This window comes from Streptomyces celluloflavus, assembly GCA_000720995.1.
GTDB lineage: Bacteria > Actinomycetota > Actinomycetes > Streptomycetales > Streptomycetaceae > Streptomyces > Streptomyces celluloflavus.
This window is the reverse complement of the sequence record JOEL01000015.1, coordinates 189,661-216,660: the sequence shown is the minus strand read 5'-3', so window position 1 is coordinate 216,660 and position 27,000 is coordinate 189,661. Positions and strand designations below refer to the sequence as shown.

General features: G+C 73.0%; 22 protein-coding genes. 10 read left to right on the top strand and 12 right to left on the bottom strand.

The window, feature by feature from the left end:
- Positions 1–92: 92 nt before the first annotated feature.
- A complete protein-coding gene (locus tag IH09_RS16950; protein ID WP_052857092.1) occupies positions 93–1,043 on the top strand; it encodes an RNA polymerase sigma factor SigF in 951 nt (316 codons plus the stop codon).
- Between the two features lie 120 nt (positions 1,044–1,163).
- Here the strand turns inward: IH09_RS16950 and hutI are convergent, their stop codons facing one another.
- Genes hutI through hutU form a run of 4 tightly spaced genes read right to left on the bottom strand, consistent with a single transcriptional unit; the run spans position 1,164 to position 6,731 of the window.
- The gene (gene hutI / locus IH09_RS16945) at positions 1,164–2,342 is read right to left on the bottom strand and encodes an imidazolonepropionase (RefSeq protein WP_052857091.1); all 1,179 of its coding nucleotides are present in this window, start codon (positions 2,340–2,342) and stop codon (positions 1,164–1,166) included.
- A gap of 35 nt (positions 2,343–2,377) precedes the next feature.
- On the bottom strand, positions 2,378–3,769 hold the full coding sequence (locus IH09_RS16940; protein ID WP_052857090.1) for a formimidoylglutamate deiminase: 1,392 nt from the start codon (positions 3,767–3,769) through the stop codon (positions 2,378–2,380).
- Positions 3,760–5,025 (bottom strand): allantoate amidohydrolase, encoded by a 1,266-nt coding sequence (locus IH09_RS16935; protein WP_052857089.1) that lies wholly within the window; start codon positions 5,023–5,025, stop codon positions 3,760–3,762. Before IH09_RS16935 ends, IH09_RS16940 begins: the two co-directional genes overlap by 10 nt.
- Positions 5,022–6,731, bottom strand: coding sequence for a urocanate hydratase (gene hutU / locus IH09_RS16930; protein ID WP_110952363.1), 1,710 nt, complete (start codon positions 6,729–6,731; stop codon positions 5,022–5,024). Before hutU ends, IH09_RS16935 begins: the two co-directional genes overlap by 4 nt.
- Before the next feature lie 174 nt (positions 6,732–6,905).
- On the opposite strand from hutU, the gene IH09_RS16925 reads away from it, so the two are divergent.
- The 5 genes from IH09_RS16925 (at position 6,906) to IH09_RS16905 (ending at position 11,569) form a co-directional block, all read left to right on the top strand.
- Positions 6,906–7,424 (top strand): hypothetical protein, encoded by a 519-nt coding sequence (locus IH09_RS16925; RefSeq protein ID WP_094794451.1) that lies wholly within the window; start codon positions 6,906–6,908, stop codon positions 7,422–7,424.
- Complete coding sequence (locus tag IH09_RS16920; RefSeq protein ID WP_052857087.1) at positions 7,421–7,834, top strand: transcriptional regulator; 414 nt, start codon at positions 7,421–7,423, stop codon at positions 7,832–7,834. The genes IH09_RS16925 and IH09_RS16920 overlap by 4 nt, the downstream gene beginning before the upstream one ends.
- Entirely contained in the window at positions 7,831–8,862 is a 1,032-nt protein-coding gene (locus IH09_RS16915) for an ABC transporter ATP-binding protein (protein ID WP_110952362.1), read from the top strand. The genes IH09_RS16920 and IH09_RS16915 overlap by 4 nt, the downstream gene beginning before the upstream one ends.
- Complete coding sequence (locus IH09_RS16910; RefSeq protein ID WP_404827264.1) at positions 8,859–10,001, top strand: ABC transporter permease; 1,143 nt, start codon at positions 8,859–8,861, stop codon at positions 9,999–10,001. Before IH09_RS16915 ends, IH09_RS16910 begins: the two co-directional genes overlap by 4 nt.
- Positions 10,002–10,162: 161 nt before the next feature.
- A complete protein-coding gene (locus IH09_RS16905; protein ID WP_240150817.1) occupies positions 10,163–11,569 on the top strand; it encodes a type III PLP-dependent enzyme domain-containing protein in 1,407 nt (468 codons plus the stop codon).
- 57 nt (positions 11,570–11,626) lie between these two features.
- On the opposite strand, the gene IH09_RS16900 is transcribed toward IH09_RS16905, so the two are convergent.
- Entirely contained in the window at positions 11,627–12,277 is a 651-nt protein-coding gene (locus IH09_RS16900; RefSeq protein WP_052857086.1) for a hypothetical protein, read from the bottom strand.
- Positions 12,278–12,521: 244 nt separating this feature from the next.
- The gene (locus tag IH09_RS16895; protein WP_052857085.1) at positions 12,522–13,544 is read right to left on the bottom strand and encodes a MurR/RpiR family transcriptional regulator; all 1,023 of its coding nucleotides are present in this window, start codon (positions 13,542–13,544) and stop codon (positions 12,522–12,524) included.
- A gap of 271 nt (positions 13,545–13,815) precedes the next feature.
- On the opposite strand from IH09_RS16895, the gene IH09_RS16890 reads away from it, so the two are divergent.
- Positions 13,816–14,304, top strand: coding sequence for a hypothetical protein (locus IH09_RS16890; protein WP_052857084.1), 489 nt, complete (start codon positions 13,816–13,818; stop codon positions 14,302–14,304).
- Between the two features lie 7 nt (positions 14,305–14,311).
- Here the strand turns inward: IH09_RS16890 and IH09_RS16885 are convergent, their stop codons facing one another.
- From IH09_RS16885 to IH09_RS16870, 4 genes are all read right to left on the bottom strand, one after another.
- On the bottom strand, positions 14,312–15,712 hold the full coding sequence (locus IH09_RS16885; RefSeq protein ID WP_052857083.1) for an AAA-associated domain-containing protein: 1,401 nt from the start codon (positions 15,710–15,712) through the stop codon (positions 14,312–14,314).
- 63 nt (positions 15,713–15,775) lie between these two features.
- Positions 15,776–17,512 carry an ABC transporter permease gene (locus IH09_RS16880; protein ID WP_052857082.1) on the bottom strand — a complete coding sequence of 579 codons (1,737 nt, stop codon included), beginning with the start codon at positions 17,510–17,512 and terminating at the stop codon, positions 15,776–15,778.
- 114 nt (positions 17,513–17,626) lie between these two features.
- Complete coding sequence (locus IH09_RS16875; protein ID WP_052857081.1) at positions 17,627–18,967, bottom strand: hypothetical protein; 1,341 nt, start codon at positions 18,965–18,967, stop codon at positions 17,627–17,629.
- A gap of 134 nt (positions 18,968–19,101) precedes the next feature.
- Positions 19,102–20,688, bottom strand: a complete 1,587-nt coding sequence (locus IH09_RS16870; RefSeq protein ID WP_052857080.1) for an IucA/IucC family protein — start codon at positions 20,686–20,688, stop codon at positions 19,102–19,104.
- 306 nt (positions 20,689–20,994) lie between these two features.
- Here IH09_RS16870 and IH09_RS16865 point away from each other — a divergent pair, with 306 nt between their 5' ends.
- Positions 20,995–22,668, top strand: a complete 1,674-nt coding sequence (locus tag IH09_RS16865; protein ID WP_318279476.1) for an IucA/IucC family protein — start codon at positions 20,995–20,997, stop codon at positions 22,666–22,668.
- A gap of 50 nt (positions 22,669–22,718) precedes the next feature.
- Here the strand turns inward: IH09_RS16865 and IH09_RS16860 are convergent, their stop codons facing one another.
- Together IH09_RS16860 and IH09_RS16855 are read right to left on the bottom strand one after the other, a co-directional pair.
- Complete coding sequence (locus tag IH09_RS16860) at positions 22,719–23,615, bottom strand: ABC transporter permease (RefSeq protein ID WP_052857079.1); 897 nt, start codon at positions 23,613–23,615, stop codon at positions 22,719–22,721.
- A complete protein-coding gene (locus IH09_RS16855) occupies positions 23,615–24,655 on the bottom strand; it encodes an ATP-binding cassette domain-containing protein (RefSeq protein ID WP_110952361.1) in 1,041 nt (346 codons plus the stop codon). Before IH09_RS16855 ends, IH09_RS16860 begins: the two co-directional genes overlap by 1 nt.
- A gap of 245 nt (positions 24,656–24,900) precedes the next feature.
- On the opposite strand from IH09_RS16855, the gene IH09_RS16850 reads away from it, so the two are divergent.
- Positions 24,901–26,346, top strand: coding sequence for a purine-cytosine permease family protein (locus IH09_RS16850; protein WP_052857078.1), 1,446 nt, complete (start codon positions 24,901–24,903; stop codon positions 26,344–26,346).
- Positions 26,347–26,387: 41 nt separating this feature from the next.
- Positions 26,388–26,828 carry a hypothetical protein gene (locus IH09_RS16845; RefSeq protein WP_052857077.1) on the top strand — a complete coding sequence of 147 codons (441 nt, stop codon included), beginning with the start codon at positions 26,388–26,390 and terminating at the stop codon, positions 26,826–26,828.
- Positions 26,829–27,000: the final 172 nt, after the last annotated feature.

Below are 27,000 nucleotides of genomic sequence, written 5' to 3'. Positions count from 1 at the left end.
GGCGTAGAAAGACACATTCGAAACGGCCGGCTTTGGAGGCGCCGCACACCGCAGCTTCACATAGAGGCATCGGCAGCCATATGCCGAGAACGATGGAGGAGACCATGTCACCCCGGCTCGACGAACTGCGCACCGAAGACACCCGGCAGCCCGCATCGTCGACACCCCCGTCCGACCCGACCGGGCAGATTCCTTCCCAGCCGATACCCGCCGCAGCGGCCCCGGCGGTAATCCCCGAGCCCGACGCGCTGCCCGAGATCCCGCCCTTCGACGAGGTGGGACCGGTGGACGCGAGGGCCCTGTCCAAAACCCTCTTCGAGCGGCTGGAATCGCTGGAGGAAGGCACCCACGAATTCGCCTACGTCCGCAACACCCTGGTCGAGCTCAACCTCGCCCTGGTGAAGTTCGCGGCCTCCCGGTTCCGCTCCCGCAGCGAGCCCATGGAGGACATCGTCCAGGTCGGCACCATCGGCCTGATCAAGGCGATCGACCGCTTCGAACTGAGCCGCGGCGTCGAGTTCCCGACGTTCGCGATGCCGACGATTGTCGGTGAGATCAAGCGCTTCTTCCGCGACACCAGCTGGTCGGTGCGCGTACCGAGGCGTCTGCAGGAACTGCGCCTGGACCTCGCCAAGGCCGGCGACGAGCTGGCCCAGAAGCTGGACCGCGCGCCCACGGTGAGCGAGCTCGCCGAACGCCTCGGCATCACCAAGGACGAGGTCGTCGAAGGGATGGCCGCGAGCAACGCCTACACGGCGAGTTCGCTGGACGCCCAGCCCGAGGAGGACGACAGCGAGGGCGCGCTGGCCGATCGCATCGGCTACGAGGACCACGGCCTCGAAGGCATCGAGTACGTCGAATCGCTCAAGCCGCTGATCGCCGGACTCCCGCCGCGCGACCGCAAGATCCTCGCCCTGCGCTTCGTCGCCAACATGACGCAGTCGGAGATCGGCGAGGAGCTGGGCATCTCGCAGATGCATGTCTCCCGGCTGCTCTCCCGCACCCTGGTGCGGCTCCGCAAGGGACTGCTGGTCGAGGAGTGACCCACCGCGGTCCCTGCCGGCCCGCCGGCCGGCAGCCGCCCGCGCAGAGGAGGGCCTGCCCCGAGTACCGCTCGGGACGGGCCCTCCTCTGTACGGGCGGCGTACGGCGGCCGCCGCGCCTCAGAGGTGAACCCCCTTGTGCCAGACGTCCGTGACCAGCGGGACGCCGGGGCGGTAGGCGAGGTGGACGTGGGAGGGGGCGTCCAGGAGGACGAGATCGGCGCGGGCGCCGGGGGCCAGCCGGCCGACGTCGGTACGGCGCAGGGCACGCGCGCCGCCCGCGGTCGCCGACCAGAGGGCCTCGTCCGGTGTCATCTTCATGTCGCGGACGGCCAGGGCGATGCAGAACGGCATGGAGCTGGTGAACGACGAGCCGGGGTTGCAGTCGGTGGAGAGCGCGACGGTGGCGCCCGCGTCGAGCAGCGGGCGGGCGTCGGGCCATACGGCGCGGGTGGAGAACTCGGCGCCGGGCAGCAGCGTCGCGACGGTGTCGGAGTGCGCGAGGGCGTCGATGTCGGCGGGGGTCAGATGGGTGCAGTGGTCGGCGGAGGCGGCACCGAGTTCGACGGCGAGCTGGACGCCGGGGCCGTGGCCGAGCTGGTTGGCGTGCACGCGCGGACGCAGCCCCCTGGCCTTGCCCGCGGTGAGGATCGCGCGCGCCTGGTCCTCGTCGAAGGCGCCCCGCTCGCAGAAGACGTCGACCCAGCGGGCGTGCGGGGCGCAGGCGTCCAGCATCGGGCCGGTGACCAGGGCCACGTAGCCGGCCGGGTCGTCGGCGTACTCGGGCGGGACGATATGGGCGCCGAGGAAGGTGACCTCGTCGGTGTGCGCGGCGGCGATGCGCAGGGCGCGGGCCTCGTCCTCGACGGTGAGTCCGTAACCGGACTTGGTCTCCTGGGTGGTGGTGCCCTGCCGGAGCGCCTCGGCGAGGTAGCGGGCGACGGTGGCGTGCAGGGTGTCGTCGGTGGCGGCGCGGGTGGCGGCGACGGTGGTGCGGATACCGCCCGCGGAGTAGGCGCGGCCCGACATCCGGGCGTTGAACTCCGCGGTGCGGTCACCGGCGAAGACCAGGTGGGAGTGGGAGTCGACGAAGCCGGGGACGGCCGCCCGGCCGCCCGCGTCGAAGCCGTTGTCAGTGGCGGGTGCTTTGCTTGACGCACCGACCCAGGCGATGCGGTCGCCGTCGATGACCACGGCCGCGTCCTGGATCAGACCGAGGGGGCCTGCGCCGAGGGAGGGGTCGTTGGTGACGAGCTGGGCGATGTGGGTGATGGCGGTGGTCGGTGTGGCGGTCGTCATCGCGGGGCTGTTCTCCTTCGGCCGCGGCGGGCGCGTCAGCTGCTCGCGCCGCGGAGTGCGGCGATGGCTTCGGCGAGGGCGGTGGGGACGTCGGGCAGGAGGGTGTGCGCGCCGTCCCGGACTATCTGCCGCCCACCCACGACGGTGTGCCGCACATCCGCCGCGGAGGCGGCGAATACGGCCGTCTCGGCGCCCAGCCGGGGCAGTGGCCCCGCGGTGCGTACGGAGTCCAGCGCGATCGTGGTGAGGTCGGCGAGCGCGCCGGCCTTGATGGCGCCCGCGTCGTCCCAGCCCAGGGCGGCGTGACCGTCGGCGGTCGCGGCGCGCAGCAGGGCGGCGGCCGTCCAGTGCCCGCGGGTGCGGGTGCGCAGCCGCTCGTCGAGTTCCATGGCGCGGGCCTCTTCGAGCAGGTCGATGACGGCGTGGCTGTCGCTGCCCAGCGACAGCGGGCTGCCCTGGGCCTGGAGCCGGGCGGCCGGTCCGATGCCGTCGGCCAGATCGCGTTCGGTGGTCGGGCACATGCAGACGCCGGTGCCGGCGCCGCCGAGCAGGGCGATGTCCTCGTGGCTGAGGTGGGTGGCGTGCACGGCGGTGGTGCGGCTGCCCAGGACGCCGTGGTCGGCCAGCAGCCGGGTGGGGGTGCAGCCGTGGGCCTGGTGGCAGGCGTCGTTCTCCGCAGTCTGCTCGGAGAGGTGGACGTGCAGCGGGGCCCGGCGCGCCCGCGCCCAGTCCGCGACGGTGCTCAGCGCTCCGGCCGGTACGGCGCGTACGGAGTGCACGGCGGCGCCGATGCGGGCGTGTGCGCGGCCGTCCTTGAGGGCGTCGGCGCGCTCCGCCCAGGCGTCGGCGGTGCCGTCGGAGAAGCGCAGCTGGTGCCGGTCGGGCGGGGCGCCGAAACCGGCGGAGAGGTAGGCGGTGTCCAGGAGGGTGATGCGGATACCGGCGTCGGCGGCGGCCGCGATCAGCGCCTCGCCCATCGCGTTGGGGTCGGCGTAGCGGGTGCCGCCGGGCGCGTGGTGGAGGTAGTGGAATTCGCCGACGCAGGTGATGCCGGCCAGCGCCATCTCGGCGTAGACGGCGCGGGCGAGGGCGTAGTAGGTGTCGGGGGTGAGCCGGTCCGCGACCTGGTACATCGCCTCGCGCCAGGTCCAGAAGGTCCCGCTGCCGACCTGGACGGTGCCGCGCAAGGCGCGGTGGAAGGCGTGCGAATGGGCGTTGGCGAGGCCGGGCAGGGTCAGACCGCGCAGGACGACGGCGCCGGGCGGCGGCGCGGCGGCCCCGGTGCGGACGGCGGTGATCCGCCCGTCCGCGACGTCCACGGCGACGCCCGGCTCGACATGGGTGCCGAGCCAGGCGTGTTCCAGCCAGTAGACCGCCGGTGGCGGCTGCCGGTCCGGCGTCGGTGTGCTCTGCGGCGTCACGTGCACGCCAGCCCCTCCAGTACGTCGGCGAGTGCAGTGACCCCGGCGACGCAGTCGTCCTCGGCCGCGGTTTCGGCGGGCGAGTGCGAGACGCCGGTGGGGTTGCGTACGAACAGCATGGCGGTGGGGACGGTGCCGGAGAGGATACCGGCGTCGTGTCCGGCCCCGGTGCCGAGCACGGGCACCGGCCGCGCCCGGCCGCCGCCCTTGCCGCCCGCGCCGTCCGCGCCGCCGAGGAGGGCGCGCAGCTCGTCCCGCAGGGCGTGCCGGAACTCCACGACCGGCGAGAAGGACTCGCGGACGACCCGGACGTCCACACCGTCGCGCGCACCGCGCTCGGCCGCCGCCCGCTCGATCTCCTGGACGACCGTGTCCAGGGTGTCCTGGTCGGCGGCGCGGGAGTCGAGCCAGCCGCTGACCAGCGAGGGGATCGCGTTGACGCCGTTCGGCACCACACCGACCTTCCCGAAGGTGGCCAGCGCGCCGGCCAGCCGGGCCCGTTCGCGGGCGGCGAGCACGGTCTCGGCGTAGGTGAGCATGGGGTCGCGGCGGTCTTCGAGGCGGGTGGTGCCCGCGTGGTTGGCCTCGCCGTGGAAGTCGAACCGCCAGCGGCCGTGCGGCCAGATGGCGGAGGCGATGCCGACCGGATCGCCGGAGAGGTCCAGGGCGCGGCCCTGCTCGACGTGGAGTTCGACGAACGCGCCGATCCGGGCGAGCCGGTCCGGGTCCGGGCCGATGGCCGCCGGGTCGTGGCCCGCGCGCTCCATGGCCTGCGGCAGCGTGACGCCGTCCGCGTCGCGCAGCACGTGGGCCGCCTCGGTGGTCAGCGCCCCGGCGGTCAGCCTGGAGCCGACGCAGGCCACGCCGAAGCGGGCACCTTCCTCGTCGCCGAAGTTGACGATCGCCAGCGGTTTGCCGAACTCCGCTCCTCGGCGGCGCAGTTCGTCCAGCGCGGCGAAGGAGGAGACGACGCCCAGCGGCCCGTCGAAGGCCCCGCCGTCCGGTACGGAGTCCAGGTGCGAGCCGGTGACGACGGCGTCGCCCGCCGCCACGTCCCGGTACGTCGTCGCGCCGAGCCAGGCCCATTGGTTGCCGTTGCGGTCCAGTTCGTAGGCGAGTCCGCGGGCCTCGGCCTGGGCCCGGAACCACGCGCGGCAGTCGGTGTCCGCGCCGTTCCAGGCGTGGCGGCGGTAGCCCCCGGAGGAGGAGTCGCGGCCGATCGGCCGCAGCTCCTCCCACATCTCGTGGAACGAGGAGGTCACGCGCCCTCGCCCTCGCCGTGGCCGGCGGCGCCGGCGGTCTCGTTCTCGCCCTCGCCCTCGCGCATCGGGATGCGTACCCCGCGCTCGGCCGCGACCTCGTCGGCGCGCTCGTAGCCCGCGTCGACATGCCGGATGACGCCCATGCCCGGGTCGTTGGTGAGCACCCGGCGGATCTTCTCGCCGGCCAGCGGTGTGCCGTCGGCGACGGTGACCTGCCCGGCGTGCAGGGAGCGGCCCATGCCGACGCCGCCGCCGTGGTGGATCGAGACCCAGGAGGCGCCGGAGGCGACATTGACCATGGCGTTGAGCAGCGGCCAGTCGGCGATGGCGTCCGAACCGTCCTTCATCGCCTCGGTCTCGCGGTAGGGCGAGGCGACGGAGCCGCAGTCGAGGTGATCGCGGCCGATGGCCAGCGGTGCGCGCAGGGTGCCGTCCGCGACCATCTCGTTGAACCGCTCACCGGCCTTGTCGCGCTCGCCGTAGCCGAGCCAGCAGATCCGGGCGGGCAGGCCCTGGAAGTGCACCCGCTCACCGGCGAGCTTGATCCAGCGGGCCAGCGACTCGTTCTCCGGGAAGAGGTCGAGCATCGCCTTGTCGGTGGCCGCGATGTCCCGGGCGTCGCCGGACAGCGCCGCCCAGCGGAACGGCCCCTTGCCCTCGGCGAACAGCGGCCGGATATAAGCGGGGACGAAGCCGGGGAAGGCGAACGCCCGCTGGTATCCGGCGAGCTGGGCCTCGCCGCGGATGGAGTTGCCGTAGTCGAAGACCTCGGCGCCGGCGTCCATGAAGCCGACCATGGCCTCGACGTGCCGGGCCATCGACTCGCGGGCCCGCTGGGTGAAGTCGGCGGGCTTCTGCGCCGCGTAGGCGGCCATATCGTCGAAGTCGATGCCGACGGGCAGGTAGGCGAGCGGGTCGTGGGCGCTGGTCTGGTCGGTGACGATATCGATCGGCGCGCCCTCGGCGAGCATCTGCGGCAGCAGTTCCGCGGCGTTGCCGAGCAGCCCGATGGAGAGCGGTCTGCGCTGGTCACGGGCCTCGACGGCGAGCTGGAGGGCGTGCTGGAGGCTGTCCGCCCGTACGTCCAGGTAGCGGTGCTCGATCCGGCGCTCGATGGCCCGCGGGTCGACGTCGATGCAGATCGCGACGCCGTCGTTCATCGTGACGGCGAGCGGCTGCGCACCGCCCATGCCGCCGAGCCCGGCGGTGAGGGTGATCGTCCCGGCCAGTGTGCCGTGGAACTTCTTCGCCGCGACGGCCGCGAAGGTCTCGTACGTGCCCTGGAGGATGCCCTGGGTGCCGATGTAGATCCACGAACCGGCCGTCATCTGCCCGTACATGGTCAGCCCGAGGGCCTCCAGGCGCCGGAACTCCTCCCAGTTGGCCCAGTCGCCGACGAGGTTGGAGTTGGCGATGAGCACCCGCGGCGCCCACTCGTGGGTCTGCATCACGCCGACCGGCCGGCCGGACTGGACGAGCATCGTCTCGTCCTGCTTGAGCGTGGTGAGCGTGCGCACCATGGCGTCGAACGAGCGCCAGTCACGGGCGGCCTTGCCCGTGCCGCCGTAGACGACGAGCTGGTCCGGGTGTTCGGCCACCTCCGGGTCGAGGTTGTTCTGCAACATCCGCAGCGCGGCTTCCTGCTGCCATCCCCGAGCACTCAGCTCCGTACCGCGCGGTGCCCGCACGGGTCGCGGTCCCGACATGGGCCGTGCCTCCCTGACGTCGATTGGATCGAGCTATTCACATACTGGCCATGCTGAATACGACCAGTCAACAGGGCGCGGGCACGGACTCCCCGACTTGCCTGCCAGGAAAGCGAACGCTAACTTTCCCAGCAGGCAAGTCAAGAGTGCAACCGTCTTGGGGAGGCGATGGCCATGAGCGCACCGGTGGATGCCGAGCGGGCCTGGCAGGATCTGCAACGTATCCGGGTGCCGCAGGAGCGGGTGTACGACGAGATCGAGCGGTGCCCGTCCGGCGGGCGCCGGGCGACGTACACCACGGCCGCGATCATGTGGCTCTACCTCGCCGGCCAGGGTCTGGACCTGGGCCCGGTAGGGGTCTGGCTGGCGCTCGTCGGCTATGTCGCCCTGCTGCTCACGCTGGCCGTGCTCGCCGGCCGCCGGGTCAAGGTCCGGCTGCACCACTCGCGCTACACCTGGCGCTCCTTCGCCGTGTTCTTCGCGGCGGCGTTGCTGGCCGGCGCCACCATCGGGCTCTCGTCCTGGCTGACCACGGCGCTGGCTCTGCCCTGCCCCAGCCTGATCAAGGCCACGCTCTCGGCAGGTGCGTTCCTCCTGTTCGCCGGTCCGGCGAACCGCTGGGCGGTCGGTTCGCTGCGCGGCCACCGGGCTGGGGAACCGCCGCGCGGCCACCACGAGCGGGCGGGCCGATGAGTACCCCCAGCGGCTTCGACGAACTGATCCACCCGGCCACCCGGCTGTCGGTGGTGGCGCTGCTCGCCGCCGCCGAATGGGCCGACTTCCCGTTCGTCCGCGACAGCCTCTCGCTCAGCGACTCCGCGCTCTCCAAGCAGCTGCACACCCTGGAGGAGGCCGGCTATCTGGAGATCCGCAAGGAGGGCGGCGGCCGCAAGCGGCGGACGAGGGTGCGGCTGACGGCCCGTGGCCGGAGCGCCTTCGAGGGGCATGTGGCGGCGCTGCGGGCGATCGTCGAGAGCGCCACGCCCGCGGCGCCGGGCGGCCCGCCACCGGACGACGCCCCGCCTGCGGCCACCGGCACGCCGGCCCCGCAGTCACCGGACACCCGGACGCAGCACCACCGGCACGCGAAGGCAGGACGATGACGACGAGCCTGCGGACGAGCCCCGCAACGACCCCGGCGGCGGCCACCACGCCCCCGGCCCCGCGCCCCGCCGCATCCGCCCACCCCGTCATCCGGGTGCGCGACCTGCGGATGGCCTACGGCGCCACCGACGTCCTGCACGGCGTCGACCTGGACATCCACCACGGTGAGGTCTTCGCGCTGCTGGGCCCGAACGGCGCCGGGAAGACCACCACCGTCGAGATCCTGGAGGGCTTCCGGCAGCGGTCCGGCGGGGACGTCACCGTCCTCGGCACGGACCCGGCGCGCGGCGGCGACGCCTGGCGCGGCCGGATCGGACTGGTCCTCCAGTCCTGGCGCGACCACCGCCGCTGGCGGGTCGGCGAGTTGCTGACGCACTTCGCCACGTACTACCCCGACCCGCGCGACCCGGCCGAGCTGCTGCGCCTGGTCGGCCTCACCGAGCAGGCCGGCCAGCGGGTGGACCAGCTGTCCGGCGGGCAGCGCCGGCGGCTGGACGTCGCGCTCGGCATCGTCGGCCGCCCCGAACTCCTCTTCCTGGACGAGCCGACCACCGGGTTCGACCCGCAGGCGCGGCGCCGGTTCCACGTACTGGTCGAGCGGCTGGCCCGCGAGGAGGGCGTCACGATCCTGCTCACCACCCACGATCTGGCCGAGGCCGAACGGCTGGCCGACCGGATAGCGATGCTGGTCAACGGCCGGATCCGGGCCCTCGGCACACCCGCGGAACTGGCCCGGCAGGCCGCCGCGCGGGCCGAGGTCCGCTGGACCGCGGACGACGGTACGCCCCGCCGCGAGCGCACCGCGGACCCCTCCCGGCTGGTCTGGGAGCTGCACCGGGACGCCGACGGGCCGATCGCCGGTCTGGAGGTCCGGCGCCCGACGCTGGAGGACACCTATCTGCGCATGCTCCACCAGGAGGGCGGGGACGGGTCCGGGGCCGGGGAGAGGGACGGGGAAGACGAGGACGGCGGGCCCGGCGACGGGTCCGGAGAACGGTGCGAGAACGGGGAGGAGCGGGTCGCATGAGGCGGACGAACGTGACGGGTGAGGCCACCGCGACGGGCGGCGAGGCCCGGACAGCTGACGGGACCGGCACCACCGGTGAGATCGGCGGGCCGGGCAGAACCAGCGGCCCGCCCATAACTCCCCCACCCCACCCCGACGGCCCCGATCGGCCCGGCAATCCCGACGGCCCCAATCGGCCCGGCGAACCCGACAGCCCCGACCGACCCGGCGAACCCGACAGCCCCGGCCGGCCCGGCGAGCCCCAGCACCCCGGTCACCTCCACCACCGCAACCGCGCCAACGGCCCCAACCGCCGCTACTGGCGCGCCGGTTTTCAGCGCGGCCGTATCGAACTGGGCCATCTCGTCCACAACCCCAAGGAGATGAGCGGCCATCTGATCAATGTGGTGGTCGCGCTGGCGCTCGGCGGCTTCGTCAGCCGCACCGTGCCGGGCACGCAGGTCCCGATGACCCATCTGACCATCGCGGGCTTCGCCGCCTATCTGCTCTTCCAGGTCGGCCTGCTCAACCTCCCGCAGATCCTGGTGACCGAACGGGAGGAGGGCGCCCTGCTGCGGCTGCGGGCGACGCCCGGCGGCATCCCCGCCTACCTCGTGGCCAAGTCGGTGCTGGTGGTCGTGGTGGCGCTGGGCACCCTCGCCGTCCTGCTGGGGTCCGCCGCGCTCCTGGTGGACGGCCCGCTGCCGCACGGGCTCGGCGGCTGGCTGACCCTGCTGTGGGTCACCGCCCTCGGACTGCTCGCCGTCGTCCCGCTGGGCGCGGCCATCGGCGCCGTACTGCCCAATCCGCGCGAGGCGCTGGCGCTGATCATGCTGCCGTCGATGGCCCTGCTCATCACCTCGGGCGCCGTCTTCCCGATCACTTCGCTCCCCGTGGTGGTCCAGAAGGTGGCCACCGTCTTCCCGCTCAAGTGGATGGCGCAGGGCCTGCGGTCGGCGCTGCTGCCGGACGCCGCACGCGCCGCGGAACCGGCCGGTTCCTGGGAACTGCCGACGGTCGCGCTGGTACTGACCGCCTGGGCCGTCATCGGCTTCCTGCTCGCCGTCCCCCTCCTGCGCCGCGCCACCCGCCGCGAATCCGGCTCCCGCCTGACCGAACGCCACCGCAAGGCGGAGCAGAACGGCGCGGGCGCGGCTTAACCGGTACGGGGGCGGCGATACGGGTCGGCGGTACGGGGGTTGGTGACACGGGGCTTGCCCGCGCTGGGGCAGGCGGTACGGAGCCGAGGACAAACGCCGCCAACCCCTCACCCCCGTACCCCATGGCCCCGTTCCCCGCCCCCAAGTGGTGAAGTGGTGCCATGACTGGCCCCAAGAACGGCCCCGAGGCGGGCCCCGCAACCGGACCCTCGACCGGTTCCCCGACCGACCCGGCCACCCGCACGGACCGGGACCGTGCCGTGCGGGCAGCCGTCGCGCAACGGCTGACCGGCCCCGACGAGCCCGTCGCCGGGCTCCTCGACATCGCCGGTATCCGGCGGTCGGCGGCCGAACTCCGCGCCGCCTTCGACGAGTTCACCGCCCCCGGCACGCCCGTCCTGCACGCCTTCGCGGTGAAGGCCGCCTCGCTCGTGCCCGTCCTGCGGCTGCTCGCCCAGGAGGGGCTCGGCTGCGAGGTGGCCAGCCCCGGCGAACTCGCACTGGCCCGCGCGGCCGGGGTGCCCGCGGCGCGTACGGTCCTGGACTCCCCCGCCAAGACCCCGGCCGAACTGCGCGAGGCGCTGGCCCTGGGCATCGCGGTCAACGCCGACAACCCCGAGGAACTGGCCCGTATCGACGGGCTGGTGGCCTCCGCGCCGACCACCGCGCCCCTCGGCCTGCGGGTCAATCCGCAGATCGGCGGCGGCCGCATCGGGGCGATGAGCACCGCCACCGACACCTCCAAGTTCGGTGTCGCGCTGCGCGACGAGGGCGCCCGCGACTGGGTCGTCCGGGCCTGCCTGGACCGCCCGTGGCTCACCCGGCTGCACGCCCATGTCGGCTCCCAGGGCATGCCGCTCGCCCTGATGGCGGAGGGCGTACGGGCGTTGTACGACCTCGCCGAGGAGATCAACGAGCGGGCGGGCCGGGCGCAGATCGACACCCTCGACCTCGGCGGCGGGCTGCCGGTCAACTTCGATTCGGACACCGTCACCCCGACCTACCGCGAGTACGCCGGGCTGCTCCACTCGGCCGTCCCCGGTCTGTTCTCCGGGCGCTACGGCCTGGTCACCGAGTTCGGCCGCTCGCTACTGGCCAAGCACGGCACGGTGCTGGCCCGCGTGGAGTACGCGAAGTCGGCCGGCGGCCGGCCGATCGCGGTCACCCACGCGGGTGCCCAGGTCGCCACCCGTACGGTCTTCGTGCCGGACGCCTGGCCGATCCGGGTCGCGGCCTACGACGCCGAGGGCCGGCCCAGGACGGGCCCGCCGGTCGCCCAGGACATCGCGGGGCCGTGCTGCTTCGCCGGTGACCTCGTCGCCGAGAACCGCCCGCTGCCCCTCCTGGCGTCCGGCGACCACGTCGCCCTCCTGGACACCGGCGCCTACTACTTCTCCACCCACTTCGCCTACAACTCCCTCCCCCGCCCCGGGGTTTACGGCTATGCGACGGCCCCCGACGGCACCGTCCGCTTCGCCACCATCCGCACCCCGCAGACCCTCGAAGAGCTCACCGCGGAGAGCGGCGCCGCCCACGCCGACGCGCTGCACGGGCTCGGGGAGGGGTAGCGGGCGGCAGGCCCGGACGGGAGGGGAGACGGGGGATCCGGCCGGACCCGCAGGGGGTCAGCGCCGCTTCGCCCCGGCTCCGGAAGCGGCTGTGGCCGGGCCCGGCTCCCGGCCGGTGCCCCGCGCCGCCGGCACGGCCGGGGCACGTCGCCGCCGCGCCCCGCCCGGTGCCGCGTCCCCGGCCGCCGTACCCGTCGTGTGGTAGCCGCGGACGTCCTTGCCCGCGGCGCCACCCCGCCGGACCGGCTCCGTACGCACCCACAGCAGCGCGTCGTGCTCCTGCTCCCAGCGGCCCAGCCACAGCGCCTTGGCCCACAGTCCCAGCGCGGCACCGGCCATCAGCAGCCCGCCCGCCGCGGGCAGCGCGAACGAGGAACCGACCGCCGCCGCGAACGCGAGCAGCAGCCACCAGCGGTGCGCCCGCCGCCAGACCCGGATGGTGACCGACCGGTCCTGGAGGATGACGGCCTTCCCGGCGCGCGACGCCCCGCCCGCCAGCGCCGTGTACCGGCCGCGCCGCACCGCGAACACGGTGAACGCGGCGATCAGGAACAGCGCGGCGCCCGCCAGCACCCCGATCCTTCGCCCGGTCAGCCCCGGCACCAGTGCGCCGATCCCCGCGGCCAGCAGCCCCGGCCACCACAGCCACCCGGCCGGCGCCCGCACGAGCACCGCCACCCGGACCAGCGCGTACGCCCCGCGCCCCACGGCAGACTTCTTCACGACAGACCTCTCACGGCAGACCTCCGCACGCCGGGACAGCCCACGTCCCACGGACGTCGCGGCTGTCCGTCCTACCTGTACCGGCGGCGGAGCGTAGCCAACCGGCATGAGGATTTCCTGAGACGGCGTCGGCGGTATCGCCGGTGTTGACGTGCTGACGGGATCGCCGGCAGCGACAGCACCCCGGCGGCCGGGCGGGCCGCGTCGGCGGCGCGCCCCGGCCGCCTCCTCACTCCACGAACAGCCCCCGCTCCGCCGCCTTGGCGTCGAACTCCTCCAGGCGGGCCTGGGCGTCCGGGAGGGCGTCGCACATCGCCTCCAGGAGGACGCGGCCCAGGAGCATCGGGGCGCACACCGTGTCGAAGGCCAGGCCGGTGCCGACGGGGGCGGGCAGCAGGAGGTCGGTGTGGTGGGCGACCGGGGCGAACACGCTGTCGGCGACGGTGACGACGGTGAGACCGGCCGCGCGGGCGTACTCCAGGGCGTCGATGACCTCGCGCGGGTGGCGGGGCAGGGCGAAGCACAGGAGGGTGCTCGCACCGGCCCGCACGGCGGCGTCGATGCGGTCGGTAAGCAGGGTGCCGCCCTCGTCCAGGAGGCGGACATCGGGGTGGACCTTGCGGGCGAAGTAGACGAAGCCGGCGGCCTGGGCGGTGGCCGCGCGCAGGCCGAGGACCGGGAGCGGCCGGGAGGCGGCGAAGAGGCGGCCGGCCCGGACGACCGGCGACGGGTCGGCGAGCGCCGCGGCGAGGTGGCGGAGGTTGTCGATCTCCGTCTGGACGGCCTGCTGGTACTCGTTGTACGCGCCGGTGGCGTCCGGCTTCCCGGCGGGCGCGACCTCGCGCAGATGGCGGCGGAGCGCCGGGTAGCCGTCGAAGCCGAGCGCGACCGCGAAGCGGGTGACGGACGGCTGGCTGACACCGGCGAGTTCGGCCAGTTCGACGCTGGAGAGGAACGGCGCGTCGGCGGCCCGGCGCACCATGCAGTGCGCGATCCGGCGCTGGGTGGGCGTCAGCCGGTGCCCTTCGAAGAGCTTCTGGAGGCGGGCGGCGGTACCGGTGGAGACGGCCGCCGCCCCGGCCGGGCCGTGATCCGGTGCCGCCCCGGCCGGTTGTGGTGCGGCCGGTTCCGGTCCCGGGCTCGCCGCACCCGCCGTGTACCCGCGCACCGTGCCCGTACCCGGGCCCGTGCCCGCGTCCGCCGCCGTTCCGTCGGCCGCGCCGCCGCCGACGCTGTCCCCGTCCCCGCTCATGGCCTCGTGCCTCTGCTTCCCGGCCCGGTCGGGGCCTTGTCATCTGTCGACCGACTGTACGGAATTCCTGGCCCGCCCCGGCCCGGCGTACGCGTCGGGATCCGGCCAGGCATCCCTCCGAAGGCCCGCGGTCCCGGGACACGAGGCGGGCCACCGCCCCGTACGCACGGCGGGACCCGGGCCGTCCGCGAGGCGGGCCGAGCCGCGTGGTGCCGCCCGTGCGGCGCGCCAGAATGGGTACCGGGGAGGGATACGGGACGGGAGGCGCGATATGTGGACCTTGCCCCACCCGATACGGGCATCCGCCCACCCGATACGGGCCCTGCCCCACCCGCACACCGGAGAGGGCGCGGCGGTGCTGGGGCTGCTCACGCTGGCGCTCCTCGGGACGGTCCTGCTCGCCACCGCCCCGCTCCGGGACCGGCCGGTGGCGGGCGGCGCGCTGGCCGCCGTCGGTGTCTCGGTCTTCCTGGTGGTCGCCGCGCTCTGGCACCACTACCACCGGGCCGCCGCCCGGCGGGCCCGTCCGACGGCGCCGGCGGCGGTCGACGGGCGGTGGTTCACCGCGCAGTCCCTGGCGGGCTTCCCCGGGCAGCTCGCGGGCCCGTCGCGGGCCCCCGGTGCGCCGGACCGGGACCGGTTGTACCTGGCGTGGATCCTCGCCACCCAAGGCCACGACGCCGCCTGGATCGGGCATCGGCTGGGCCTTCCCGCCGAGGTGGTCCACCCGCTGGTCGACGCGGCCCGCGAGCGCCGGTAGCCGCCGGTCAGCACCCGCCACCCGAGCCGGAGCCCCCGGGGAATTCCGGGCCGGAGCCGGACGGCTCGGCGGACGACTGGAGGAGGGTGCGGGCGCCGGGTTCGAGGAGGAGCCGGCCGTCGTCGCGGTTGTAGTCGAACAGCTCGCCGTAGCGGCCCCAGCCGATCGCGGTCTCCAGCTGGTTGCGGGCCTGTTCGGCCGAGAAGCCGCGCCGCAGCAGGTCCAGGAAGAGGCCCTCCCGCAGCGTGCCGTCCTCGGTGGCGACCAGGCCCTGGACGATGGCGCGCACCAGGGGGGCGCGGGTGGCGGCCAGGCGGGCGAAGTGCTCCTTGCTGGTGAGGATGTCCGCGGCGGTGAACTCCCGGCCCTCCTCGGTGATGGCGATCCGGGCGTCGGCGACGGTGGCCAGGCCCAGCAGGACGGTGGCGTCGACCAGGGGCAGCAGATCGTCGATCTCGAAGTTGAGGTCGTCGGCGATCTCCGCGAGGCCGTCCTCGCCGCCGCGCGCGAGCAGGATCTCCAGCAGACCGGCCAGACCGCCCACCGACGCCTCCGGCAGCGGGAGGTCACCGGGGGTGGCCAGGGCGGGGACCGTCGGCGCGGCGGCGGCCTGGACGGCGGCCTCGCGGCCGGTGAGGATCCCGTAGACGGTGTCGACCAGGGCCTCGAAGGCGGGGTCGGTGCGGTCGCGGGGGCGGGGCAGCTCGACGGCGAGTTCGGCCTGGAGGCTCCCCGGGTTGGAGGAGAGCACCAGTACCCGGTCGGCCAGCAGCACCGCCTCCTCGATGTTGTGGGTGACGATCAGGATCGACTTCACCGGTGCGTCATGCCCCTCCCACAGGCCCACCAGCTCGCTGCGGAGGTTCTCGGCGGTGAGCACGTCCAGGGCGGAGAAGGGCTCGTCCATCAGCAGCGCGTCCGGCTCGACGACCAGACCGCGGGCGAAGCCGACCCGCTGGCGCATCCCGCCGGACAGTTCCTTCGGATAGGCGCCCTCGAAGCCGTCCAGGCCGATCAGGTCGATCGCCTTCAGCGCCCGCTCCCGCCGTTCGGCCTCGGGCACGTTGCGGGCCTGCAAGGACAGCTCGACGTTCTGCTGCACGGTCAGCCACGGCAGCAGGGCGAAGGACTGGAAGACCATCGCGACCCCGGGATTGGCGCCGGTCAGCGGGGTGTCGCGGTAGGTGACCGTACCGGCGGACGGGGCGATCAGCCCGGCGATGCACCGCAGCAGGGTGGACTTGCCCGCCCCGGACTTGCCCAGCAGCGCGACGATCTCGCCCTCCCGCAGCGCGAAGCTGATCCCGTCCAGGACCGGCAGGGCCTGGCCGTCGGGGGTGATGAACGTCTTGGTGACGTGCTCGGCCTCGATGATCACCGGGCCCGGAGACCGCGCACCGGCCGTCACCGCCGCACCTCCCGCCGGTCCCGCGCACTGCTCTTCCTCGTGTCCATATGGCCTCCGGTGCCGTCACAGGGCGTAACGCGTTTCGGCCAGCCGGTACAGGCGGCGCCACAGCAGCCGGTTGGCCGCCACGACGTACACGCTCATCACGGTGACCCCGATCAGGATCCTGGGGAAGTCGCCGGTGCCGGTGGCCTGCGCGATGTAGGCCCCCAGGCCGGTGGCGGTCAGGTGGTGGTGCCCGTATTCGACGATCTCGCCGACGATGGAGGCGTTCCACGCGCCGCCGGCGGCGGTGATCCCGCCGGTGACGTAGTACGGGAAGATCGCCGGCAGGATGAACTTCCGCCAGCGCAGCCGCCCGCCCACCCGGAACAGGGTCATCGCCTCGCGCAGGTCGGAGGGGATGGACGAGGCCCCGGCGATCACGTTGAAGAGGATGTACCACTGCGCGCCCAGCGCCATCAGCACGATCGCCCCGGCGTTCAGCGGGATGCCGGCCAGGACGAAGAAGGCGGTGGCGAAGGGGAACAGGAAGTTGGCCGGGAAACTGGCCAGCACCTGCACCACCGGCTGGGCGAACCGGGAGACCCGGGGGTTCATCCCGATCCACACGCCGACCGGCACCCACACCAGCGTCGCCACGACGAGGAGTACGACCACCCGGCCGAAGGTCGCGGCGCCCACGGCGAAGGCGTGCCCGAACTCCGCCAGGCCCGCCGTGTCCTGCACATACGCCAGGGCCTTCCACGCGCCGAAGATCACCAGGGCGGCCAGTGCACCGGCGAAGAAGACGTCCCCCGTCCGCTCGCGCTTCTGGGGGCGGAACAGCGGATGCTCGGCCGGTCCGAACGGCCGGGTCCAGCGGTCCAGCGCCCGGCCCACCGGGCGCAGCGGCCGGCCGAGCCGCTCCGGCACACTGGAGCGCCGCAGCGTGTCCAGCACCACGCTGCGCGGGTGTTCGGCGGCCTCGGACTCCTCGACCCGGAACCGTTCCGACCACGCCACCATCGGCCGCCAGAACAGCGCGTTCACCCCGATCACCAGCACCATCATCACGCCGATGGCGATACCGACCTTGCCGAGGTCGCCCCGGGCGATGGCCGCGGCGGCGTAGGAGCCCATACCGGGCAGCGCGTAGGTGCGGTTGAGCACGCTGATCGACTCGGAGGCCGCCAGGAAGAACCAGGCGCCGCCGAAGCTCATCATTCCGTTCCAGACGAGCGGGATCATCCCGCCCGGTACGTCCAGGCGCCAGAACCGCTGCCATTTGGTCAGCCGCATCACCCGGGCCGCCTCGTCGAGTTCCTGCGGCTGGGAGATGAGCGAGTAGTAGAACGCGAAGGTCATGTTCCAGGCCATCGCCGTGAAGATCGCGAAGACCGAGGCGCACTCCAGCCCCAGCGCGGAGCCGGGGAAGAGGTTGATGAACGCGGTCACCGTGACCGACAGGAACCCCAGCACCGGCACCGACTGGAGGATGTCCAGCACCGGGAGCAGCACCTTCTCCGCCCGCCGCAGCCGCGCCGCGGCGATGGCGTAGACGAAGGTGAAGAGCACCGAGGGGATCAGCGCGGCGAACATCCGCGTCAGTGACCGCACCGCGTAGTACGGCAGGTTCGAGGGGTCCGTCGAGACGAACGACGGCGCGGTGTCCGGCAGGAACGGCGCGTTCAGCGCCGGTGCGAGCCGCAGCAGTCCGTACAGCAGCCCCAGCAGCGCCGCCGCCACCAGCACGTCCACCCACCGCAGGGCCGGGCGGCGCAGCACCGCGCGGGACGGGAATCCGCCCTCACCCGCCATGCACACCAGCCCCTGCCGCGCGCCGCCGTCACATCGCCACGGCCACCCAATCACGCAGAGTCCGGAAACGATGACAGGACGTGCACGCGACCGGCGTGCCGCGGGGCGTGGGTCTCAGCCGTCGGCGCCGGGCGGGGCGAAGACCGTGGCCGAGCCACCGCCGCGTGCGACGTTGAGCAGGTGTCCCTGGCTCATCCGGCTTCCGTAGCCGATGATCCGGCCGTCCAGGACCGGCACCACCAGGTCCCGGAAGTACCGTCCGCCGGTCACCTCGACCACCGGTGTGCCGATCCGCTCCTGGACCAGCCACCCCCGGCGGTCCGCGCTCCCTACCAGCTGCTGCCATGCCTCGGGGGACGTCTCCGCGCCGACGGTCACGGACTCGCCGCGGCATCCGTACGGCGCCTTCAGTACGAACCGCGCGCGCTCCGCGACGGCTTCCGCCGTGCTGACGCCGTCGCCCAGTTTGCGGCTGAACGGTACGAACGCGTCGAGTGCCGCGAGCTGTCGCGGTGTGAACAGGCGCCGGAACCGGGGGTCGGAGAGCGCCGCCAGGCACAGCTTGTTCTCCGCGACCCAGCGTTCCGCGAGGGCATTGGGCACCAGGAGCCGCTTCTTCGTCAGCCGCGCGCAGAAGGTTTCCCAGCTTTCGACCTTCCGCACATTGAGCGGGAAGTACTTCAAGTACCCCAGGCGCAACGCGCTGTCGGAGCCGAGGTCGGCCGGCTCCAGCCCCACCGGCGTACAGCCCCGCCGGCGCAGCTGCTCACTCGCCTGCTGCATCTCGTACCCGGTGGTCGACCGGTGGTGGAACAGCCCGACGCTGCGGCGGTCCTCCTCGGCCACTCCATGGTCGCGGCCGTAGCCGATCAGCCAGTCGGCGAACCATTCGGGCCGCTCGAACGGCGCGTCGGGCACGCCCCACTCCGTCAGCAGCCCGCCCAGCGACGACTGGCGCCAGTAGCGGTTCACCGTGCCCACGGAGATCATCCCGCCGGGGCTGCTCGCGTTGAACTCCAGTACGCGCACCGTGCCCAGGGTGCCGCCGAGCAGATCCAGGCGGCAGAAGTCGACGCGCAGCCGCTCCGGCTCCGGCTCCCGCAAAATCCACCGCCGGAACTCCTGCGGCACGTCCAGGAAGTCCTGCAGCTCCGCGTCGTACGGGTACCGCTGGACCAGGCGTTCCAGGCACCGTACGGCGTTCGTGACCCGCCGCCGCAGTTCGGGTTCGGCCGGCGGATGGACCATGGCGACCCCGGGCATGGCACGGAACAGCTCGCCGCCGGTCCCGTCGGGGGGTGCCGACGCGTCCATCAGCCGGTCCGCCCGGATCCGGGCCCGCACCTCCTGGTGGGCCCGCCGGACCCGTTCCACCCCGGCCGGCGGGTGCTCCGGTGCGCCCGGCATGCCCAGCAGATCCCGTTCGGGGTCCAGCAGCGGAACGTCGTCGTCCACGGCGGCCGGGGAGTCGACCGGCGGGGAGGAGCCACTCCGCGGGGCGGCCTCGTCCCCGTGCGCACGGCGCGTCCTACGGCGGCGGGAGCGTCCCGCGCCGGGGACCGGTGGTGTTGCCGCCGCCGTCACCGTCGTCACCGTACGGCGCCGCGCAGCGGATTGGGGAAAGCTACGTAACGGGCGCTCGCACCGTCGGCGTCGAGCCAGCGCAGCAGGAGATTGGCTTTGGCGGGGATGTGCGGGGCGGCGAGCAGCCGCCGGATCTCGGGGGGATCGCCGTTCCCCGTCGCGTAGTCGGCGAACACCGACCGTGCCCGCCGCCACAGCTCACCGTCGAGTTCCGGATGGCGTTCGCTGATCGCGCCGGCGATCTCGGAGAGGTTGTTGGTCACCAGGCAGTACGTCAGCCGTTCCCAGCCGTGGGCCGCGGTCACTCCGGGGGCAGGGATCCGCGGCCCGAAGCGGCCCAGCAGATCGCGGTGTTCGTCCGCGATGAGCTTGACTCCTTCGTGGTCGCGGAAGAGCGCCTGCACCGGGAGGCCGGCCTCGTCCACGCAGACCAGGACGTTCTGGAGATGGCATTCCAGCACCACGCCGTGCCGCAGGCAGGCGTGGAGCACCGGCGGAACCACGTGGTCGAGGTACCGCTGCCACCAGGTGAGTGCCCGCTCCGGGGTCGTGCCGTCGAGCGGGTTGCCGGGGAAGCCTTCGCTGACGCCCGCCGCGACCAGCGGTGTCACCCCTGGTTCGAGGTGGGTCCACAGGCCGTCGCGCACGACCACGGCCAGCGCCTCGTAGGCGTCCTGACCGCCGGAATCGGCGGTGCGGTAGCCCCGGTCGGCGAGGACGGCCGCCGTCGGCGAGCGCGGCGGAAGGTCGTCGAAGACCGTGCCCAGAAGCTCGTCGATCACCCGCAGCCACCGCAGATCGCGCAGCCACAGCCGGCGGATGTCGTTGGTGATCCGTACGTCCAGGCTGAACTTGCAGAACAGGTCGGAGTCCGGCAGGTACACCGTGCGCAGTGAGGAGGTCGGCACGGCGGGGACGTCGGTCTCCCCCAGCCGCAGCAGGCGCCCGTCGTGGAACGCGGGCAGATCGCCGAGCAGGTCGAGTTGCCAGGGGTGCGCGGGGAGCAGCCGGTAGCCGTCCGGCGGCGGTGTGCCGAGGAGGTCCAGGGCCGAGGGGTCGCCGTCCTCGGCGACCAGGTCGGCACGGACGCCGAGCACGGCCAGCGGGAACCGGGCGTACGCCTCGGGCGCGTAGGGCAGCCAGCTGTCCGGGGCGCCCGCGCCGCGGGCCTTGGGGGCGGGGTGATACCGGTGTCCGGCGAGGAGCGCCTGTTCGGAACGGAGGTACAGGTCCTCGGGCGGACTCACGGACTCGCGTGCGTCCAGCAGGGCCGCGATGACGTCCCGGCTGTCGGTGATCTCGGTGGGGAGCGCGGTGTTGGCGATGCCCGTGTGCAGGCGGAGTTCCTCCGCGACGAGCGCCACGAGAGCCTCGAACGTCAGCGGACGCCAGCCGTCGGCGACGCGCAGGCGGGGCTCGCCGGGGCTGCGCCCGCCCCGTACCCGCAACAGGCGGCCGGTCGCCGGAAGCCGGTAGGTGAGGTGGCCGTCGAGCTCGCTCCGGCACTGTTCGGGCCGCGCCACCTCGCGGATCAGACAGTTGAGGATCGCGGTGACCGAAAGGTCGTCGGCAGAATCCCGGACATCACCCATGGCAGCGCCTTCCCGGGTGGTGCGTCAGTGTTCCTACTGCGTCAGTATCCCTACGTAGTGCCCGACAATCTCAGGCCTAGCACACCGCTATTACTGCGGCAAGGACTGGACTTTGCCACAAATCGCGATCACGAAGTCCGGCGCCTTGCGTCACGGGGTGCCATAAGCCGACGTCAAGGGGCTGTCCATAGGGACTGTCCATAGGGGCTGCCTCTTCATGAATGCCCCGTTCCACACCCCGCGCAATACGTCTTTTACGGTTCGTGACCGCGATTTGCCGCAAAGTCGGGAGGGTACCGACCTTTCGTGAATCCCGACATCGGACACGACTCGCCGCATCCGACGCCGCGCGCCCTTGAGGCGGCCTTCGCCGCCGAACTGGCCGCCGTGCGCCCCGGCCTCTCCGGCGCCTACGCCGACGCGCTGCCCCCGGCGCGCGCCGCCGTCCTCGGGCGCCTGTGGCGGGCGCTGCTGTACGAACCGCTGCCGGGCGTGGCGGTGCGTGACGGGCACCGCGGCAGCGCCGGGCTCGACGACGGCCGGGTGCTGAGCGGACCGCCCCGGCTGCCGCACGATCTCGGCACGCCCGGGGACCGGCCGACGGTGCGGCTGGACGGCCGCGCGTACGCCCATCCGGCCGAATTGCTCACCGCGATCGGGATGCCCGGTGCCGCCGCCCTCACGGCCGAACTGGACCACAGCGTCGCCTCTCTGGCGCTCTCCCTGGCCGGGGCCGCCGATGCCGAGGTGTCCGGGACGGGCGCGGCCGACCGTTCGCTCGCGTACTTCGAGCAGAGCGTCATCGACGGCCATCCGTACCACCCCTGCTGCCGCAGCCGCCCCGGCTTCTCGGTGGCCGACCAGCTGGCCTACGGGCCGGAGCACCGGCCGGTCGTCGGCGTGGATCTGGTGGCGGTCCCGGCCGACCGCTGCCGCGTCGCGGGGCCATGGCCGGCCTGGCTGCGGGACGGTGACCGGCTGCTGCTGCCCGTACACCCCTGGCAGAGCCGGCAGGTGCTGCCAGGACTCGGGCACCAGTTGTTCGCCGTCGGAGCGATCCCCGCCCGCCCGCTGATGACCGTGCGGACCTTCGCCCCGCTCGCCGGGGGACCGCACCTCAAGACGGCACTCACCATGCTGATGACCAGCCAGATCCGGGACATCTCGGCAGGTGCGGTCACGAACAGCACACCGCTGTCCGCGCTGCTGTCGGATGTCGTGGGGCGGCTGGACGGGCGGCTCGGGATCGCCCGCAACCTTGCCGCGGCCTGCGCCGTCGTGGACGGTGTGCCCAGCCCCGACCTCGCCGCCCTGCTGCGCGAGTCGCCGGCCGATGCCGCGCGCCTGCGCGCGGGCGAAACGGTGCTGCCGGTGGCGGCCCTCACCGCGCGCCCGGCCGACGGCGGACCGCCGCTGATCCGCTCGCTGCTGGCCGCCGCCGGGGCCGGCCGGAACACCGTCGACTGGCTGGCGTCCTTCGCCCGGTCGGTGCTGCCCCCGATGCTGCGCCTGCTCTCCTGGGGCGTGGCGCTGGCGGCGCACGGGCAGAATCTGCTGGTCGTCCTCGACGAGGAGGCCCGGCCGTGCCGCTTCGTCTATCGCGACCTGGCCGACATCCGCCTGAGTCCCGCCAGGCTGGCGCACCGCGGGTTCCCGGTTCCGCCCCTCGGCAACAAGGTGATCAGCGACGACCCGGCCGTGCTGCGCGGCAGGCTCTTCGGCCATCTGATCGGGACCACGCTGAGCAGCCTGGTCTCCGCGCTCGCCGAGGGCGACCGGAACACCGAGACGCGGCTGTGGGCCGCCGTCGCCGCCGAGGCGCGCCGCGCCTACGACGATCTGCCCGCCACCGGGGAGAACCGCGCCGACCGTGCGGCGCTGTTCGGCGCGGAACTGCCGGTCAAGGCGCTCACGTTGATGCGCCTGGAAGGAGCGCCGCCGGGTGACCTGTGGGCACCGCTGCCCAACCCGCTCGCGTGATACGGCGTCCGGGAAGTCTCCGGGGCCGGGATATCCCGGGGCCGGATTCCTCAGGACAGTACGCGGCGGCGGAAATTGCGGAGGCCCAGACCGAGAAAGAGCGCGCAGAGGCCCACGAGCGCCGGGTAGACGATATAGAGAGGCATGTGCGAGGTCTCGGTGAAGCCGGCCCGCATTCCCTCGGTGAGGTAGATCAAGGGGTTGACGAGCACCAGGATCTGGAGCCAGTGAAATCCGCCTATATGGACCATGGAGAGCTTGGTCCACTGGTAATAGGTGCCGCCCAGAAAGACCAGTGGCAATACCACGAACCCGAACATGACGCCGATGTTCCGGGGCTGGAAGGTGGTGCCCAGCAGCAGTCCGAGCGAGGTCATGGTGATACAGGCCAGCGGAATCAGCGTGATCACGATCCACCAGTGAATACTCAGCTCCGCGTGGACGCCCGGTGCGTGCACCACCGCCGCGATCGGCAGCACGATGACCGCGGAGATCAGCCCCTGGGCCGCGCCCGACAGCACTCTGGCGATGGCCACCAGCCAGATCGGGCACGGCGCCTGCACCCGGTCCTCGATCTCCCGGGTGTAGCCGAACTCCGTGGACATCTGAATGGCCACCGACTGAATGCCCTGGAACATGATGGCGATCGAGACCACGCCCGGTACCAGCACGGTCGCGAACGCCGATTCACCGGCCCGGCCGCCGCCCGAACCGATGCCCTGGCCGATGGTGGGGAAGACGTAAAGAAAGACGAAAACCAGCAGGAACGGCTGCATGAGGGTGCGGCCCACGAACTCGCCGAAGTTCTTGCCGAGCACCGCGAGATCCCGCCGGATGAGCGCCGCCAGCGCCGAGCGGCTCGACGCCGCCGCGGACCGGGCGGGCCGTACGGTGATACGGCCGTCGGCCGGGCGGGCCGGCACCGGAGGGGTGGCGGAGCGGGCCATCAGTCCCTCAGCTCCTTTCCGGTGAGACCGATGAACACCGTCTCCAGGCTGCTTTCGGAAATCGAGAGATCGACGAGATCGAAACCGCCGGCCTCGGCGCTCGCCACGACCCGGGAGAGAATCCGGTCGTTCCCTTTCACCTGGAGTTCGACGCCGCCGTCGACCAGGCGGGTGCGCACCACACTGCCGATGTCCCGCCGCAGCCGGTCCGCCAGTTCACCGGCGTCACCACTGGTGGCGACCGTGACGACGGTGTCGGCCCCGACGCTCTCCTTGAGCGCGCCCGGATTGTCGAGGGCCAGAATTCTGCCGTGGTCGATGATCGCCACCCGATCGCAGAGATGGTCGGCCTCTTCCATGTTGTGCGTGGTGAGCAGGATGGTCTGGCCATCGGCGATCAGCCGGTCCAGTACGTCCCAGAGCGCCAGCCGGCTCTGCGGATCGAGCCCCGCGGTCGGCTCGTCCAGAAAGAGCACGGCCGGCCGGTGGAATATCGCCCGCGCCACCAGCAGCCGCTGGGCCATACCGCCGGACAGCGCGTACACCGATGCCGCCGACCATTTGGACAGGTGAAACCGTTCGAGGAGTTCATCGGCCTGGCGGCGGGACCGGCGGCTGGGAATGCCGAAGAGCAGGCCGTGGTAATAGAGGTTCTCCCAGACGGTCAGCGCGCGGTCCAGGGTGTTCTCCTGGGTGACCACGGCACTGATCTGCTTGGCGAGCGTCGGGTGGGCGATCACATCGATGTCCCCGATGTACGCGGAGCCGCCGGTGGGCACCACCCGGGTGGTCAGCATGCCGACCGTGGTGGTCTTGCCGGCGCCGTTGGGTCCCAGCAGACCGAAGATCTCGCCCCGGTAGACCCGGAGGTCCAGCCGGTCCACCGCCGCGAAACCCGTCTTGGGGTAGACCTTCGTCAGACCTTCGGTACGGATGACCGTCTCGCGCCCGCCGGATTCCGCCGGACCGCCCCGCGATCCGGATTCCGCCGGACCGCCCCGGGGGCGGCCGCCGCCCACATCCGTTGAAGGTGTCGCCATGGCTCACCCCGCACCTGTTCGCCCCCGCGCTCCACCCATCGTCCGCCGACCGTCCGGGCCGTACAACTCGCCGGGCCCGCACCCGGCCACCGCCCCGCCCCTGCGCCACGGCGGCCGGCGACCGGCGATCGACAGCGGGGGGCCACCCATCCATTGATCACCAACTGCCCCCGGCCTATTGACCTTCCATTCACCTGCGCCGATCCTGCATGAACCCATACAGGCGGCTCGGGGAGGCGGCACCCATGGCAGGTGTGGTGGAACGGCACTCGATCGACGTCGTCCCCGACGAGGAACGGCACGGGCGCCCCTTCAGCCAGTTCACGCTCTGGCTCGGCGCCAATCTCCAGATCACCGCCGTCATCACCGGCGCGCTGGCCGTCGTCTTCGGGGCGAACGCCTTCTGGTCGCTGATCGGCCTGCTGCTCGGCAACCTCCTGGGCGGTGCGGTGATGGCCCTGCACGCGGCGCAGGGCCCCCGCCTGGGGCTGCCACAGATGATCACCTCGCGCGCCCAGTTCGGCGTCCGCGGCGCGGTGGTCCCGCTCGCGCTGGTCATCGTGATGTACCTCGGGTTCTTCGCCAGCGGCACCGTACTGGCCGGTCAGGCGGTCGGCCGGCTCACCCACCTCGGTGAGACGCCCGGCATCGTCCTCTTCGCCGTGGTCACCGCCGTCGCCGCCGCCGTCGGCTACCGCCTGGTCCACGTCCTGGGCCGGATCGCCGGCCTCGTCTGCGCGCTCGCCTTCCTCTACCTGGGCGCGCGCCTCCTCCAGCGCGCCGACCTCGCCGATCTGCTCCACGACCGCGGTTTCGGCCTGCCCGTCTTCCTGCTCGCCGTCTCCCTGTCGGCCTCCTGGCAGCTCGCGTTCGGCCCGTACGTCGCGGACTACTCGCGCTACCTCCCGCGCCACACCTCGGCGCGCGCCACCTTCTGGTGGACGCTGTCCGGCTCGGTGCTCGGCGCGCAGTGGTCGATGGCCTTCGGCGTACTGGCGGCGGCCGCCGCCCCCGCCGCCTTCGTGGGCCATGAGGTCACCTACCTCGTGGGCCTCGGCGGCACCGGTCTGACCGCCGCGTTCCTCTACTTCGTCATCGCCCTCGGCAAGCTCACCATCAACATCCTCAACACCTACGGCGGCTTCATGTCGCTGGTCACCAGCGTCAGCGGCTTCCGCCGCCCCGGGGCGGCCGGGAGCGGCACCCCCACGGTCTCGCCGCGCGCCCGGTCCCTCTACATCGCCGGAATCATGGTCGCCGGCACCGCCGTGGCCCTGCTCGGCAAGGATTCCTTCCTCTCCTCGTTCAAGGACTTCCTGCTCTTCCTGCTGACCTTCTTCACCCCGTGGTCGGCGATCAACCTCGTCGACTACTACCTCATCTCCAAGGAGCGGTACGACATCCCGGCGCTCGGCGATCCGGCCGGCCGCTACGGCGCCTGGAACGCCGGAGCCCTGTCCGTCTACGTCCTCGGCGTCCTGGCCCAGTTCCCGTTCCTCGCCACGCACTTCTACACCGGCCCCCTGGTGGCACCGCTCGGCGGCGCGGACATCTCCTGGCTGATCGGCCTCGCCGTCCCGGCCGCCCTCTACTGGGCCGTCGCCCGCCGCGACACGGCACGGGTACCGGATCCGGACGGCCCGGCGGACGGGCGGGAGGGGGCGGCGGCCCCCGCCGGATTGGGGGGTTAGCCCTACTGACCTGCCACGCTGCCGCCCGTAATCTCAGCAGCATGGCGACACACGACCCCGACCTGAGGAAAGAACTCGACGCGACCCTCCAGACACGCAAAGAGCTGGGGCCGGAGTACGAGTCGGAGCTGGTGGAGTCCTTCCTGGAGAAGCTGGACAAGTCCGTCGACCAGCGGGTGCGGCGGCAACTGGCCGAGCAGCAGATGCAGGTGGCGCGCGGTGCGTCACCGCCCCGGCGCGGCGACGGCCCGGCCGGCGGCGGGGCGGGCTTCCCCGCCGGTGGCTTCGCCGAGCGGTTCGCGGTCGCCACGGTCTCGCTGGTGCTGGCCATCCCGCTGTCCGCGATCGCCGCGGTGAACGCCGGGCTGACCGGGCTGCTCATCTCCTGGGTCGGCATCCTCGGCGTCAACGCGGTGCACAGCGTGGGGCTGCGGAACCTGCTGCGGCCCCGCGCGCCCCGCGCAGACGGCGAGTGGGACTGACCGCACCGGGAGGCCGGTGAGCGGGGGCGGAACGGAGAGAGCGCGGGGCGGCCAGTCGGTCGGGCGGGTGCCCCGGCGCGGCGGCGGGAGCCGGGAAAACAGCGGCGGGAAGGGTGTTGCGGGGACCACCGCACCCCGGCGGACCGGGGGCGGGACGACGGCGGTCCCCGCA